Consider the following 13,761-nt stretch of genomic DNA (forward strand, 5'->3'; position numbering starts at 1 on the left):
AAGGAGTTGCGTTTGCCTCGAGGTCGAGGTCGGGCCGAATAGAGTAGCTGGCGGTGCCGGCGCAGGCTACTCGCGTCCGAGCCTCTCGCGCACGAGCTGCGCGACCTTACGACGAAGGATCTTGCCCATCTGGTTGCGCGGCAGTTCGGCGATGACGACCAGCTGGCGGGGGAGAGCGTAGTGGGCAATGGTCTTTTCAGCCCAGGCGCGCACTTCCTCAAGAGTCAGTGGTGCACTGCCGTCTTCCATGATGATCGCGGCGGCAACCTCTTCGGTTGCATCGTTCACGGGAACCCCGACAACGGCGACGTCAGACACCGCCGGATGGGATCGGATCGCTGCCTCGACCTGGGAGGGGTAGACGTTGAACCCTCCCGAGAGAATCAGTTCCTTTTTACGGTCAGCCATCGAGATGAAGCCGTCACTGTTGACCCCGATGTCACCGGTCTTGAACCACCCCTCGGAGGTAAAGACGCGCGCACTCTCCTCGGGTGCGTCCAGGTATCCATCGAATACCTGCGGGCCACGCACGATGATCTCGCCGGGCTGCCCGTCCTCAACATCGACCGTGTCGTCCTCGAGAGAGACAAGGCGTAGCTGCGTCGACGGGAACGGTACGCCAAGGACGCCGTGGCGGCGTTTGTCCGACAGGGGAGCGCCCGTCAGGACCGGCGCCGTTTCTGAGAGGCCATAGCCTTCGACGATCATGCCACCCGTGGTTTTCTCCCAGTCATCTGCAAGCGTGGTTGATAGAGGCATAGCTCCGGCTACCGCGTATCGGATGGAGGTGATGTCGGTATTTGTCTTGTGAGCCTGGCGCAGGATGCGCTCGAACATCGGCGGCACGCCCACAAAGAACGTGATGGGACGTCGCTTGTGCGCGTCGAGTGCCATCTGTGCATCGAACTTCGGTAGCAGCACCTGGGTGGCAGCCTTACGCACCGAGGCGCACAGGAAGAATGTCAGACCAAAGGCATGGAAGTAGGGGAGTAGGGAGAAGAACGTTTCGGCGCCTTCGTGCAGCTTCCACACCCAGAACATGCACTGGTTGACGTTGACACCGATATTGCGGTGGGTGAGCGGTGCAGACTTCGGCACGCCGTTGGTGCCCGAGGTGTGCAGGATGACCGCGCGGTCATCGCCTGTGGGCAGCGGATGGTTCGGATCAATCGGCGCGGACGAGGCCGTGGCACGGTCCCAGGAGCGCGTCTGCGCGGGGACGGAACCACGCAACTGATTGCGAGTCTGCCGTGCGCGGGCGACGGGCAGACGAAGAAGCACACGCTGTGACATCGGCATGCCGTGCGAAATATCGACCGTAAACACCGTGTCGAGAACATCGAGCGGGTAGGAGTCCACACACTTTTCCCACACGATTGCAACCCTGCCGCCGTGGCGTTCCAGCTGCCCCGCGATCTCCGAGGCTGGGGCCAACGGATTGTGCTGTGCAGCGACAGCTCCGATACGCATGCACGCGTAGAAAGCAACGAATGCCTGCGGACAGTTGGGAAGCGCGATGGCTACCGTGTCGCCGGAGCGAACCCCGGCCTCGTGCAAGACTTGCGCTGCCTTGAGCACCTGCTCGCGCACCTGAGCATACGTGGTCGTTGCACCAAAGTAATCGAGGGCAATTCGATCGGGATACAGGCGCGCCGCATTATCCAAGAGGCTGAACAGCGACTCGTCCGGCACGGGAACCTCGTAAGGGACCGCGTCGTACATGTCGTGGGCTTGCTCGACGATGCTGCGTGTCATGACTTCCTCCTGGGAATCGGCGAATTCAATTGTACCGACCCGCAGAATGCCTCACACCTGCGACGCGGACCATGTATCGCACGTAGAGATGTCACCGGAGTCGAGGCCGCGCTGCAGCCACGTCGCGCGCTGGTCGGCGCTACCGTGCGTCCAAGTCTCGGGATTGGACGAACCCTGGTACTTGGTTTGGAGGCGGTCGTCGCCGATCGCCTGCGCGGTCTGAAGGGCGCCGCGAATCTGATCGGTGGTCGGCGTCTTCAGATAGGGCGTACCCGTCGATGGATCGGGCGTATTCGACGCCCAGTGCATCCACACGCCCGCATAGCAGTCCGCCTGAAGCTCCGAGCGCACGCCAGCACCTTGAGCGCCCGTTTCACGAGTGTCGTGAGCGCGGAACACTCCTTGGAGATTTTGGATGTGGTGGCCCCACTCGTGGGCAACGACGTACTCCTGAGCAAGCACCGAATCCGAGGCGCCGTACTGCGAGACCATGTCGTTAAAGAAACCGAGGTCCAGGTACACGGTGGAATCACCGGGGCAATAGAACGGACCAACGGCGCTCGTCGCGTTCCCACAGGCGGTGGACACTGAATCCGTGAAGATCTGAAAGTCAGGAAGCTCGTAGGTTACGCCGGTCCTCTGATCGGCCAGCTGCGTCTTCCAGACGGCGTCAAGAGACTGTGCGGTCGCAACCATTCGACACTCGACGCGCTCGTTTGCATCCTTTCCTGTCTGACACGATGAGACATCCACCGACGAGGAGGATGAGGAGGAGGTCTGCGGTGACGAAGACAGGAGACTGGTGAGATCGATCCCCGTGAAGTAGGAAAAACCGAGGATCAGCAGGACACCGAGAATCGATCCACCGCCGGCCCCTGCAATCTTGCGTCCCGCTCCCGAGGTGCTGACACGGGACGGATCCAAGTGGATATTGTCGTTGAAGCTCATGACTACTCCCAGGAGTTAGCGGCGTCGACCAGCTTCGTAGCGGCCGAGCATGTCGGAACGGAACTCATCGAAACAACCATCCTCGATGGAGGCGCGGATAGCGTCCACGAGGCGCAGCGTGAACCACTCGTTGTGAATGGTGGCAAGCGTCGCCGACAGGATTTCCTTCGCCTTGAAGAGGTGATGGATATACGCACGCGTGTAGTGCGTGCAGGTGTAGCATCCACAGCCATCGACGAGCGGCGTGAAGTCGCGTTTGAAGCGTGCGTTCGTGATGTTGAATCGACCATCGGGGGTGTAGATCGCGGCGTTGCGCGCGACGCGCGACGGATTCACACAATCGAAGGTGTCCGCACCTGCTGCGACACCCGCAAAAAGGTCCTCGGGTTCGGAGATCCCCAGGAGATGGCGAGGACGATCCTCGCCGAGCTCCTCGCACACCCACGACACGATCGTGCCGAGGTTTTCCTTCTCAAGCGCACCGCCCACGCCGAATCCGTCGAATCGCTGGCCATCGACGTCCATGTTGGCCATCGTGCGAGCCGCGTGACGACGCAGATCCTCCCACTGAGCGCCCTGAATGACGCCCCAGAGCTGCTGATACGGCTTGTGGGAGCGTTCCACGGTGAGGCGCTTGTGTTCGGCGAGGCAGCGGGCAGCCCATGCGTGCGTACGCTCGAGCGATTCCTCCTGGTAGGAGCGCGGGTGAAGGAGGCTTGTGAGCTCGTCAAATGCGAACATGATGTCGCTGCCGAGCTGGTGCTGGATGCCCATCGACACCTCGGGGTTGAAACGGTGCTTCGACCCATCGATATGGCTGGAGAAGATCACACCGTCGTTATCGACAACCGCGTTCGAAGCCTTGATCGCCTGCATCTGCACGGCGGGATCCGTTGGGTCGGCGTGACCGGAGAACTCCTGCGACAGCACCTTCTTGAAGCCGGCGCCCAGCGACAACACCTGGAAACCGCCAGAATCGGTGTACGTGGGGCCCGACCAGTTCATGAACTGGCCGAAACCGCCCGCCTCGTCAACGATATCGGCGCCGGGCTGGAGATAGAGGTGATAGGCATTAGCCAGCACTGCCTGGGCACCCAGACCGCGTACCATCTCGGGGGTCAGTGCCTTGATGTTTGCCTTGGTGCCGACGGGGATGAACGCGGGGGTGCGAATATCACCGTGCGCGGTATGAACGACGCCGGTTCGACCGAGGCCTCCGTGCGCGTCCAGACGTGTGCCGATCGTAAATCCACGGTCAGGGCAGTGACCGCCCGACGAGGCCGGGGCCTCGAACGGCGTGAGCTGCTCGGGAGCGGGGGAGGAGAGCCAGTTGTCGGTCATCGATCAAAAACCTCGTCCTTCTTCAGTCCCTCAGTGCGGCGGATCGCGGCGATCACCGGATAGGTGACAGGGAGAAGAATGACCTCCAGGAGGACCTTGTAGAAGTACCCGGTCACCGTGTAGTTGATGAAGTTACCCAGCGTCATCTCACCGTAGAACAGGATCGTGCAGAAGAGGATGGTATCCGCTGCCTCACCGACGACCGTCGAGCCGATCAGCCGTGCCCACAGATGCTTGGCGCCCCAGCGGCGACGGATCCACACGAGCACGTAGGAGTTGAGGAGCTGGCCAGCCAGATAGCCGGCGAGAGAAGCCACAACCGCGCGCCACACAACACCAAGAACAGCGGCGAACGCCTCCTGGTTGTCGTAATCGGGTGCGGGAGGCAGGTACTGAACGATAAAGAATGTCAGGGATGCGAGGAACGAGGCGACAAAACCCATAATGATGACGCGCCTGGCGCGCGCAAATCCGTACACTTCCGAGAGCACATCGCCGATGATGTACGTCAACGGGAAGAGGATCGCACCTCCGTCAAAAATAAGATAGTGCGTGGACGTGCCCAGCATAAACGCCTTGGTCGCGGCGATATTGGAAATGAGCAGCAGCGCCACGAAAGCGACGGAGATGATGTCAAGGGCGCGCGTAGGGCGCGCCGATCCAGACGGAATAGGGCTGTCGGACATGGTATGAAAACCTCGCAGATTGACTCACAGATCGGGTGATACCCGACATCCATTGTGCCTGTTGATCGTGCCGTTGCGCGCATCGGGAGGCATACCGGCGTGGGTTGATTCGCCCACAGGCACCCCTCCCTCTACTCTTGGAGGGTGATTAACGTCCAGGATTTCTCATTGCGTATCGGTGCCCGCGAGCTCGTCAACCACGCGAGCTTCCGAATCGATAAAGGCATGTGTATCGGCCTCGTCGGTCGTAACGGCGCCGGTAAGACCACGACGATGCGCCTCCTCGCAGGCGAGGCTGATCGCGGGGGCGCCGCCGAGCACACGGGAACGATCACCTCCAACGGCACCGTCGGCTACCTCGCTCAGGATACGCACGTGGGTGACCCTCAGATGAAGGCCCGGGATCGTATTATTTCTGTGCGCGGCATTGATTCGATCATCGCGCGCATTCGCAAGGCCGAACATGAGATGTCGACGACCGAGGGCGCTCGGCAGCAGCGCGCCATGGAACGCTACGTCAAACTCGACCAGCAATTCACGAACTCCGGAGGGTGGGCTGCCAACGCCGAGGCGGCGCAGATCGCCCATTCCCTCGGTCTCGAGGACCGCGTCCTCGACCAGACCCTCGACACGCTCTCGGGCGGCCAGCGCCGCCGCGTCGAACTGGCGCGCGTGCTCTTCTCCAACGCCGATGTACTCCTCCTGGATGAGCCCACGAACCACCTCGACCACGATTCGATCATCTGGCTGCGCGACTGGATTAAGACGTTCCCCGGTGGCGTCATGATTATTTCCCACGATGTCAAGCTCCTCGGTGACACGGTCAACCAGGTGTTCTACCTGGATGCGAATCGTGCTCAGATCGACATCTACCACCTCGGGTGGGCGGCATACCTCAAGCAGCGTGAGGAAGACGAGCGGCGGCGGCGTAAGGAACGCGCTAATGCGCTGAAAAAAGCCGAGCATCTGAAGGCTCAGGGCGAAAAGATGCGCGCAAAGGCGACGAAGGCTGTGGCCGCCCAGCAGATGCTGCGCCGCGCCGAGGAGCTCTTCGCCCAGGCCGGGCAGGAGGTCGCACAGGAAAAGGTGGCGCGTCTGCGCTTCCCGGACCCCGCTCCCTCCGGGCGTGTACCCCTGACCGCCGAAGGTCTCTCCAAGTCGTACGGCTCGCTCGAAGTTTTCACAGGCGTCGATCTCGCCATCGATCGCGGCTCGAAAGTCGTCGTCCTCGGCCTGAATGGCGCCGGAAAGACGACGCTGCTGCGTCTCCTCTCCGGCATCGAGGAACCGGATTCGGGACGAGTCGTGCCAGGCCACGGACTCAAGCTCGGATACTATGCACAGGAGCATGAGACCCTCGACGAAAACCGCACAATCCGCGAGAACATGGCCGAGGCCGCCCCCACGCTCGACGATACCCACGTGCGCAACATCCTCGGACAGTTCCTCTTCCAGGGCGACGATGTTGAGAAACCCGTGTCTGTCCTGTCCGGTGGCGAGAAGACACGTCTCGCCCTTGCGACGCTCGTCGTCTCAGGAGCCAACGTCCTGCTGCTCGACGAGCCGACCAACAACCTCGACCCCGCGTCGCGCGAAGAGATCCTCGCTGCCCTGCGCGACTATGAGGGGGCCGTCATCCTCGTCACCCACGATCCGGGCGCTGTCACAGCCCTCAACCCCGAGCGTGTCCTCCTTCTTCCCGACGCCGACGAGGACCTGTGGGACGACAGCTACCTCGACCTCGTCACCCTGACCTGACACGCGACACCTCCGCGCCACGGTCGAGGCGCGGCGACTACGACAAAGGCCGGGACTGGGAGAACCCAGCCCCGGCCTCGTCGAATGAGGATCAGAGCACCTTGGAGAAAAACTCCTTGGTACGCTCCGACTGCGGGTTGTCGATGACCTCGGCGGGAGCGCCGGCCTCAACGATCACGCCGCCGTCCATGAAGACCACCTGATCTGCCACCTCACGGGCAAAACCGATCTCGTGGGTAACGACAGCCATCGTCATGCCGGACGCCGCGAGATCCTGCATCACCTGGAGGACCTCGCCGACAAGCTCTGGATCAAGCGCGGACGTCGGCTCGTCAAAGAGCATGATCTCCGGATCCATCGCCAGCGCACGGGCGATGGCCACGCGCTGCTGCTGGCCACCCGAGAGCTCGGCGGGGTAGTGGTCCGCACGATCAGCCAGACCCACGCGATCGAGGAGCTCGAGTGCCTGCTCTCGTGCCTCGCTCTTCGAGCGCTTCAGGACCTGGATCGGGGCCTCCATGACGTTTTCGAGAGCCGTCATATGCGGGAACAGGTTGAAGCGCTGGAACACCATGCCGATGCGGGAGCGCTGGGCAGCGATCTCCTTATCGTGACGCTCATGCAGCACGCCCTTGTCGTCCTCGCGGTAACCGAGCAACTCTCCGTCGACGAAGACGCGACCAGCACTGATGTCCTCGAGCATGTTCAGGCAACGCAAGAGTGTTGACTTGCCGGAGCCAGAGGGGCCGAGGATCACACATACCTCGCCCGGAGCAATATCCAAGTCAATACCCCGCAGGACATGCAGGTCGCCGAAGAACTTGTGGACTCCGCGCACGGAGACCATGGGTGTCGTGGTCGTCATGGTGTCACATCCAAAAACTTGAGCTTGGTTGCCTTGTCCTCATCATCCCCGTCGTCTTTCGCGGAGGTGGTGGGGGAGCCAGTTCCAGCATTGTCGCGGCGCTCGAACCCCTTGCCGTAGTACTTCTCAATGAAGGACTGAATCCACATGAGCAGACTCGTGATAACGAGGTACCAGATCGCTGCTGCAATCAAGAGAGGCACGGGCGCAAAAGTCGCCTGGCCGCGCTGACGCGCAATGAACGTGAGCTCAAGGGTGAAGGGAATCGCCGAGACCAGGGAGGTCGTCTTGAGCATCGAAATTGTCTCATTGCCGATCGGTGGGACGATCACACGCATCGCCTGTGGCAGGATGATGCGGCGGAAGATTGTTCCGCGCGGCATGCCCAGAGCGGTGGCAGCCTCCCACTGGCCCTTCGAGACGCTCAACAGGCCGGCGCGCATGATCTCAGCCAGGTAGGCACCTTCGTTCAGGCCCAGGCCGATGAAAGCCATCCAGAACGGCGTGAAATAGGTGGCCGTATCAAAGCTCAGCTCCCAACCCCACAACGATCCGAGGAACGGCACCCCGAAAGACAGCGTCGGATACAGCGTGGGCAGCAGCGACCAGAAAATCAGCTGCGTGTAGATAGGCGTTCCGCGGAAGAACCAGATGTAGGCCATCGCAACCCAGCGCAGGACCGGGTTCACGGACTGACGCATAATCGCCATCGTGATCGCCAGCGCGGTGCCGACCACCATCGCGAGGACCGTCAGAATGATCGTGAAGAGCACGCCCTGCATGATCGAACGCGAGAACAGCCACTGGAAAACGACCTGCCACTGGAAGTTTGCGTTCGTGATGAGAGCGTGAGCGGCCATCGCTGCGAGAATCGCGGCGACGATCGCGCTCGCCCACCTCCCGGGGCGCGGAACCGGCTTCGCGTCGATCAGCTCGACGCCGTCTTTGATGGTTGCCATGAGATCCTCAGTCGTTCGTCGCCGGGTTCAGCTCGGCGGTGGTCAGGGCTGCGTCCTGAGCGCCATAGGTGGTCAGGATGTCCTTGAGGTACCCGTTGTCCATCAGGTACTGCATGGCCTTCTGGATGGCCTGGGTCAGCTGCTCATCGTTCTTGGCGACGGCCACGCCCTGCGGCGCGGACTCGACGACGTCACCGACCTGCTCGATCTTGCCGCTCGAGAGATTTGCGGTGTAACCGATGACAGTCGAGTCGGCGAAGGTGGCGTCGTACTGGCCGCCGACGACCTTCGTAGCAATGTCGGTCTGCAGGTCGTGCGGCATGATGGTGATCTTTTCCTTGCCGTCGGCGACGCACTTGTCCGACAGCTCGGTCGCGTAGTCTTCCTGTGCGGTACCGGTCTGCACGCCGATCGTCTTGCCACAGGGGTTGGACGGATCGAAGTTCTTCGGGTTGCCCGCAGCGACGCCGTACGCGGAGCCCACCTGGACGTAGGAAATCAGGTTTGCCTGCTCCTCGCGCTCGGAGGTAATCGTGAAGGACGAGATGCCGACGTCGAACTTGGTGCCCAGTGCCGGGATGATCGTCGGGAACTCCGCGTGGCTGGTCGTTCCCTCACTGAGGCCCATGACCTTGGCCAGCGCCTTGTTGATGTCGACGTCGTATCCCTGCGGAGTCTGTGAGTCGTCACCGAGGAATTCGGCAGGGGCGTAGTCGGCAGACGCACCATTTCGCAGCGTGCCACGCGCTTTAACCTCGTCGGGAACCAGGGCGGCGATCTCGTCAACGGTCGGAATCTTCGACACGTCGTACGAGGTCGTGGCTGCGGTGGTTGCCGATGCGTCCGAGCCGCTGGTCGACGAGCTGGTCGACGTCGGGTCCGCGCAAGCGGCGAGCGGGAGAGCAGCGGCAGCTGCGAGTGCGATGAGGGCGTGAGCCTTCGAGATGGTCATGATGTGCCTTCCGATGGGAGTGGGCCAAAGCCCGTGATTGCTACCATTATGCACCCATATGCATATAAATGCATATTATGCGTGGCGCGTCACGAGTCAGTTGACGCTGGGGTTCAGCTCTGCGGTTGTGAGAGCCGCATTGTCGGCACCGTAGGTGGCCAGGATGTCTGTCAGGTAGCCGTTATCCATCAGGTACTGCATCGCCTTCTGGACTGCTTCGGTGAGCTGGGCGTCATCCTTCGCGATCGCGATGCCTTGAGGTGCAGATTCGAAGGTCTCGCCGATCTGTTCGATCTTGCCGCCCGACTGGGTGCTCGTGTAGCCAATGACAGTCGAGTCGGCGAGCGTCGCATCATACTGTCCGCCGATGAGTTTGGTGGCGATGTCGGTCTGAAGTTCGTGGGGCATGACGGTGATCTTCCCCTTTCCTGCTGCGACACATTCGTCCGACAGTGTGGCCGCATATTCCTCCTGGGCCGTTCCGGTCTGGACGGCAATCGTCGCCCCGCACGGATCGGAGGGGTTGAAGTTCTTCGGATTGCCGGTGGCGACACCCCATGCAGATCCGACGTTCAGGTAGGACACCATGTTGACCTGCTGTTCCCGTTCAGTCGTGATGGTGAAAGAGGAAATACCGACATCAAACTTTGTTCCAAGGGCAGGAATGATCGTTGGGAACTCGGAGTGCTTCGTCTCTCCTGCATTGAGGCCCATCACCTGTGCGAGTGCCTTATTGATATCGATGTCGTAGCCGATTGGCGTCTGTCCGTCGGCATCCATGTACTCTGCAGGGGCATAACCGGTGGAGGCCCCGTTGCGCAGGGTGCCCCGCTTTTTGACATCGTCGGGGATAAGTGCTGCGATCTCGTCAACCGTAGGAATCGAGGAGATGTCGTAGGATGTTGCGCTCGATGCGGTTGCCGCTGGTGTGCTTCCAGAGCTCGTGGTCGTTGTTGGATCCGCGCACGCCGTCAGGGCTGTCGCGGCGGTGGCTACGGTGAGCATCGTGAAAATTGTCTTCGTGTGCATGATTATGTTCCTTGGTATCCGTGTATCTAAGAGATTGCGCACTGAATATGCAAGCACATGCATAGTATGCATTGTACTGTCGTCTCGGATGGTGGATACACAAGTGGGCAAGCACTCAGTGCTTGCCCACTTGGAACGATTGTTCAGTTGCCGCGAAGAGCTCGGCGCGACGGCTTGGCGCGAAGCGGATCAATCCCCTTGGGGATCGGCGGCTCGCCCGAACGTAGAGCGTTGATGCGTGCAGAAACCTGAGGGACCTCTTCGGGGGTGAGGATGTTCTTGAGCTTACGCAGCTCGCGCTGGAGATCCTTGAGGGCGATCTGCCCATCCTCGCGGCCCACCTGAATCTGATGAACCGGAACGTTGCGCATCACCTTTGTCACTCGCTTTGCTTCCGCTTGCAGAAGCGGACGAACGCGCGAGGAGGGACCCTCGGAGATGAGAACAACCCCGGCGCGTCCAACGATGCGCCAGACGAGATCCTGCTCGCGGGTAAATGCAACAGGCTGTTCGGGAATAACCCAGCCCCTCTGGATTTGCGACAGTGCGACCTTGACGGCTCCAGCAGTTTCTTCGACCTGTGAGAACAGGGCGCGGCGTGCCAGGAAGCTGAGAAGGGCAAGAGCTGCGGTCAGTGAACCCATGAGGCCAACGACAAGCCAGCCAATCCACGATGTGTTCGACAGCCAGGCCACCAGCATGAAGATAGCGATCACCACAGCGGCTGTTCCGAGAAGCATCCACGGGAGCGCAGGGTATGTGCGTGCGGTCAGGCGGTACGCATCGAGGATGTTCTGATAGAAGCGCCTCTTAGCGGGGGGATTCGATTCACTCATAGCGTCATTATTCTACGCAGAGGAGAGAAGTAAAAGCGCTCGCGTCCGACCAGGTACTTTATAAAATGAGTTGCATCACATTATGTGGATTCGGACAATGGGAACATGAAAATCGGCGGATACGAGATCGGACAGGTCTTCCATATTGGGAGCAACGGTCCATTGTGGAGAACGCGCACCGAAGCTGGTGATGCGTTGGTCGCTTTACGTTCCCCTCGTGACGGAGAGCAGAACCTCGCTCGCTGGAAGGCCTGGGCGTCCATCAGTTCGCGTCATGTTGTTGCCCTGCGCGATGTCGTGCGCTCGGATGACGGTCGGTGGGCAATCGTCGAAGACTACGTGCGCGGACGAACTCTCGATTCTGAACTCGGTTCGGCTGACCTCCGCCCGATCGCAACGCGGCGTCAGATCGTCCACGGCATTGCGGCTGGTGTCAGTGCGTTACACGCCGCTGGAATCGTGCACGGGGACCTGACGCCGGCGAACATCATCATCACCCCGGAAGGTCGAGCCGTCATCATCGACCTCATCGACGAACTCGGTGAAGGTGAGGGGACCCCTGGATGGAGCCTCGAGACGTCAGGGAAAGCAGGAGATCGGCAGTGCCTGCGTCGGATCGCTGCACTCCTGAGCATGGAGGAGGAACTGGAGCAGTTAGGATTCGATAGCGCTTCTTCGGGACAATCATGTGCAACTCCAACGGTTGTCGAAGCCGAGGAACACGTCATCCTGCGCGAACCTGTCGATCCCGAGCGAGTCATTGCGCAACTGCGGGCAGCCGCGCTGCGCGAAGAGACGGTGACTGACCACGACAACGACGACGCCTCGCCGCGCATACGGCACCGTAGCGAGGCGCCGCGAATCGGGAAGCGGTTGCGGGTGAGTATTCTCGCCGGCGGACTCGTTGTGATCATTGCCGGCCTAGCCATCATGGCGTATGGGACGTGGCACGGCACGCCACAGGCCACAGGCAGTGCTCCTGGCACACAATCATCAGGCCAGAGTAGTGCTTCGCCCACAGCGTCCAGCATGTGTGAACCGACCGTTCTCACCGACCTCATTAGCCGTGCAATTACGACGCGCGATCGTGCGGTTGTGGACGGTGACTCCTCGGCCCTTCAGTCGGTACTTGGCGGCGAACTGCTCGAGCAGGATACGAGCCGAATCGACACGATGCGCTCGCAAGGTGTTCGCGTCGCGGCCCTCTCTTCCACGATTGGCAATGTCGCTGTGCTCTCCTGTGAGCAGGGAGCAATCGATGTGGGTGCAACACTCACCGTCCAGTCGTCTCAGGTGTGCCGCGCGAACGGATGCGAAAACCGCGATACGCCAGAAGTGACAGATCTCGTTATCCGCGTTGATCCCGTGTCCGGCAAAGTTGTCAAAGCAGAGCCGGTCACCGCAGACGATGGACAGAGCGGTGCGGGGCCGGGTTCTGATCGGTAGCGTCACATACTGATGGGGTGGGCCTGCTACGCAGACCCACCCCATCACAGGTGATAAGCGGTGATCAGAGACCCAGGTTGGCCTCGAACGCACCTTCCTCGAGGCGCTTCTTCACATCCATCAGGAAGCGCGAGGCATCCGCACCGTCCACCAGGCGGTGGTCGTAGGACAGCGACAGGTACACCATCGAGCGAATCGCGATCACGTCAGCGCCATCGGCGCCCTTCATGACCACGGGGCGCTTAACAATAGTGCCAACACCCATGATCGCGGTCTCCGGCATGTTCAGGACCGGGGTGTCGAAGAGGGCACCGCCCGAACCGGTGTTCGTCACGGTGAACGTGGAACCAGACAGCTCGTCAGGACCGACCTTCGAGTCGCGGGTACGGGCAGCCAGATCGTTGATCGATGCTGCGATACCAGCAATGTCCTTGTCCCCGGCGTTCTTGATGACGGGAACCAGCAGACCGCGCGGCGTGTCAACGGCGATACCCACGTGCTCGTAATCGAAGTACGTGACCTCCTTGTCGTTGATGGTCGCGTTGATCTTCGGGTGGTAAGCGAGAGCTTCCGTTGCAGCCTTGACGAAGAAGGGCAGGAACGTCAGCTTCGTGCCGTGCTTGGCCAGGAAGGCGTCCTTGGAGCGCGCGCGAAGAGCGGCGACCTTGGTGACGTCAACCTCAATGACCGTGGTCAGCTGAGCGGCAGTCTGCAGCGACTCGACCATACGGCGGGCGATCGTCTGACGCAGACGCGACATCTTCTCGGTCGTGCCGCGCAGCGGCGAGGGCTCACGGACGACTGCGGGCTGCGTGGCGGCCGGGGCTGACGGCGCGGCGGGAGCCGCAGGCGCTGCAACCGCGGCGCGGGCAGCAGCAGCGGCAGCCTCGATGTCTTCGCGACGGATGCGGCCACCGACACCGGTGCCCGACACCGTCGTCAGGTCGACGCCGAGCTCACGAGCAAGCTTGCGCACGATGGGCGTGACGTAAGCGGAGCCGGTCACAGCGACAGGGGCCTCGACGACCGGGGCAGCAGAAGCCGTCTGCGCCAGGGTCGACGCATTCGGGAAAGGATCGACCGGTGCGGCCGGGGCTACAGGGGCGGCAGGAGCCGCAGGAGCAGCGGGAGCGGCCGGGGCTGCAGGAGCAGCGGGAGCGGCCGGGGCTGCAGGAGCAGCGGGAGC

12 protein-coding genes are annotated in these 13,761 nt (G+C 61.5%); 2 read left to right on the forward strand and 10 right to left on the reverse strand.

The features are described 5' to 3' along the window. Positions 1–66: 66 nt before the first annotated feature. Genes HMPREF1478_RS08205 through HMPREF1478_RS08220 form a run of 4 tightly spaced genes read right to left on the reverse strand, consistent with a single transcriptional unit; the run spans position 67 to position 4,730 of the window. Positions 67–1,755: a long-chain-fatty-acid--CoA ligase gene (locus tag HMPREF1478_RS08205; RefSeq protein ID WP_016461607.1), complete on the reverse strand. Its 1,689-nt coding sequence runs from the start codon at positions 1,753–1,755 to the stop codon at positions 67–69. Between the two features lie 51 nt (positions 1,756–1,806). Then, positions 1,807–2,703, reverse strand: coding sequence for a KPN_02809 family neutral zinc metallopeptidase (gene ypfJ, locus HMPREF1478_RS08210; protein ID WP_016461608.1), 897 nt, complete (start codon positions 2,701–2,703; stop codon positions 1,807–1,809). A 15-nt stretch (positions 2,704–2,718) separates the two neighbouring features. Beyond that, positions 2,719–4,044 (reverse strand): tRNA guanosine(34) transglycosylase Tgt, encoded by a 1,326-nt coding sequence (tgt, locus tag HMPREF1478_RS08215; RefSeq protein WP_016461609.1) that lies wholly within the window; start codon positions 4,042–4,044, stop codon positions 2,719–2,721. Further along, positions 4,041–4,730: a queuosine precursor transporter gene (locus HMPREF1478_RS08220; protein WP_016461610.1), complete on the reverse strand. Its 690-nt coding sequence runs from the start codon at positions 4,728–4,730 to the stop codon at positions 4,041–4,043. The genes tgt and HMPREF1478_RS08220 overlap by 4 nt, the downstream gene beginning before the upstream one ends. 144 nt (positions 4,731–4,874) lie before the next feature. Between HMPREF1478_RS08220 and HMPREF1478_RS08225 the strand changes: the two genes are divergently transcribed. Further along, complete coding sequence (locus HMPREF1478_RS08225; protein ID WP_016461611.1) at positions 4,875–6,488, forward strand: ABC-F family ATP-binding cassette domain-containing protein; 1,614 nt, start codon at positions 4,875–4,877, stop codon at positions 6,486–6,488. A 91-nt stretch (positions 6,489–6,579) separates the two neighbouring features. On the opposite strand, the gene HMPREF1478_RS08230 is transcribed toward HMPREF1478_RS08225, so the two are convergent. From HMPREF1478_RS08230 to HMPREF1478_RS08250, 5 genes are all read right to left on the reverse strand, one after another. Further along, positions 6,580–7,353, reverse strand: a complete 774-nt coding sequence (locus HMPREF1478_RS08230; RefSeq protein WP_016461612.1) for an amino acid ABC transporter ATP-binding protein — start codon at positions 7,351–7,353, stop codon at positions 6,580–6,582. Then, positions 7,350–8,312: an amino acid ABC transporter permease gene (locus tag HMPREF1478_RS08235; RefSeq protein ID WP_016461613.1), complete on the reverse strand. Its 963-nt coding sequence runs from the start codon at positions 8,310–8,312 to the stop codon at positions 7,350–7,352. The genes HMPREF1478_RS08230 and HMPREF1478_RS08235 overlap by 4 nt, the downstream gene beginning before the upstream one ends. Before the next feature lie 7 nt (positions 8,313–8,319). Next, positions 8,320–9,264 (reverse strand): ABC transporter substrate-binding protein, encoded by a 945-nt coding sequence (locus HMPREF1478_RS08240; RefSeq protein WP_016461614.1) that lies wholly within the window; start codon positions 9,262–9,264, stop codon positions 8,320–8,322. A gap of 96 nt (positions 9,265–9,360) precedes the next feature. Beyond that, a complete protein-coding gene (locus HMPREF1478_RS08245) occupies positions 9,361–10,293 on the reverse strand; it encodes an ABC transporter substrate-binding protein (protein WP_016461615.1) in 933 nt (310 codons plus the stop codon). Positions 10,294–10,436: 143 nt separating this feature from the next. After that, on the reverse strand, positions 10,437–11,129 hold the full coding sequence (locus HMPREF1478_RS08250; protein ID WP_016461616.1) for a DUF4191 domain-containing protein: 693 nt from the start codon (positions 11,127–11,129) through the stop codon (positions 10,437–10,439). Positions 11,130–11,234: 105 nt separating this feature from the next. Here HMPREF1478_RS08250 and HMPREF1478_RS08255 point away from each other — a divergent pair, with 105 nt between their 5' ends. Further along, entirely contained in the window at positions 11,235–12,575 is a 1,341-nt protein-coding gene (locus HMPREF1478_RS08255) for a protein kinase domain-containing protein (protein WP_016461617.1), read from the forward strand. A 64-nt stretch (positions 12,576–12,639) separates the two neighbouring features. Here HMPREF1478_RS08255 and sucB read toward each other — a convergent pair. Beyond that, a partial coding sequence (gene sucB / locus HMPREF1478_RS10880; protein WP_016461618.1) for a 2-oxoglutarate dehydrogenase, E2 component, dihydrolipoamide succinyltransferase occupies positions 12,640–13,761 on the reverse strand: 1,122 nt, incomplete at its 5' end.

This window comes from Actinomyces sp. HPA0247 (assembly GCA_000411415.1).
In the GTDB taxonomy this organism is placed as follows: Bacteria; Actinomycetota; Actinomycetes; order Actinomycetales; family Actinomycetaceae; genus Pauljensenia.

Bases quoted from the DNA above. Each gene is read 5' to 3' on its own strand.
- HMPREF1478_RS08230 (WP_016461612.1), bottom strand. From the start codon at position 7,353: ATGACGACCACGACACCCATGGTCTCCGTGCGCGGAGTCCACAAGTTC.
- HMPREF1478_RS08245 (WP_016461615.1), bottom strand. From the start codon at position 10,293: ATGCACACGAAGACAATTTTCACGATGCTCACCGTAGCCACCGCCGCG.
- HMPREF1478_RS08220 (WP_016461610.1), bottom strand. From the start codon at position 4,730: ATGTCCGACAGCCCTATTCCGTCTGGATCGGCGCGCCCTACGCGCGCC.
- HMPREF1478_RS08255 (WP_016461617.1), top strand. From the start codon at position 11,235: ATGAAAATCGGCGGATACGAGATCGGACAGGTCTTCCATATTGGGAGC.
- HMPREF1478_RS08250 (WP_016461616.1), bottom strand. From the start codon at position 11,129: ATGAGTGAATCGAATCCCCCCGCTAAGAGGCGCTTCTATCAGAACATC.
- ypfJ (WP_016461608.1), bottom strand. From the start codon at position 2,703: ATGAGCTTCAACGACAATATCCACTTGGATCCGTCCCGTGTCAGCACC.
- HMPREF1478_RS08205 (WP_016461607.1), bottom strand. From the start codon at position 1,755: ATGACACGCAGCATCGTCGAGCAAGCCCACGACATGTACGACGCGGTC.
- HMPREF1478_RS08235 (WP_016461613.1), bottom strand. From the start codon at position 8,312: ATGGCAACCATCAAAGACGGCGTCGAGCTGATCGACGCGAAGCCGGTT.
- tgt (WP_016461609.1), bottom strand. From the start codon at position 4,044: ATGACCGACAACTGGCTCTCCTCCCCCGCTCCCGAGCAGCTCACGCCG.
- HMPREF1478_RS08240 (WP_016461614.1), bottom strand. From the start codon at position 9,264: ATGACCATCTCGAAGGCTCACGCCCTCATCGCACTCGCAGCTGCCGCT.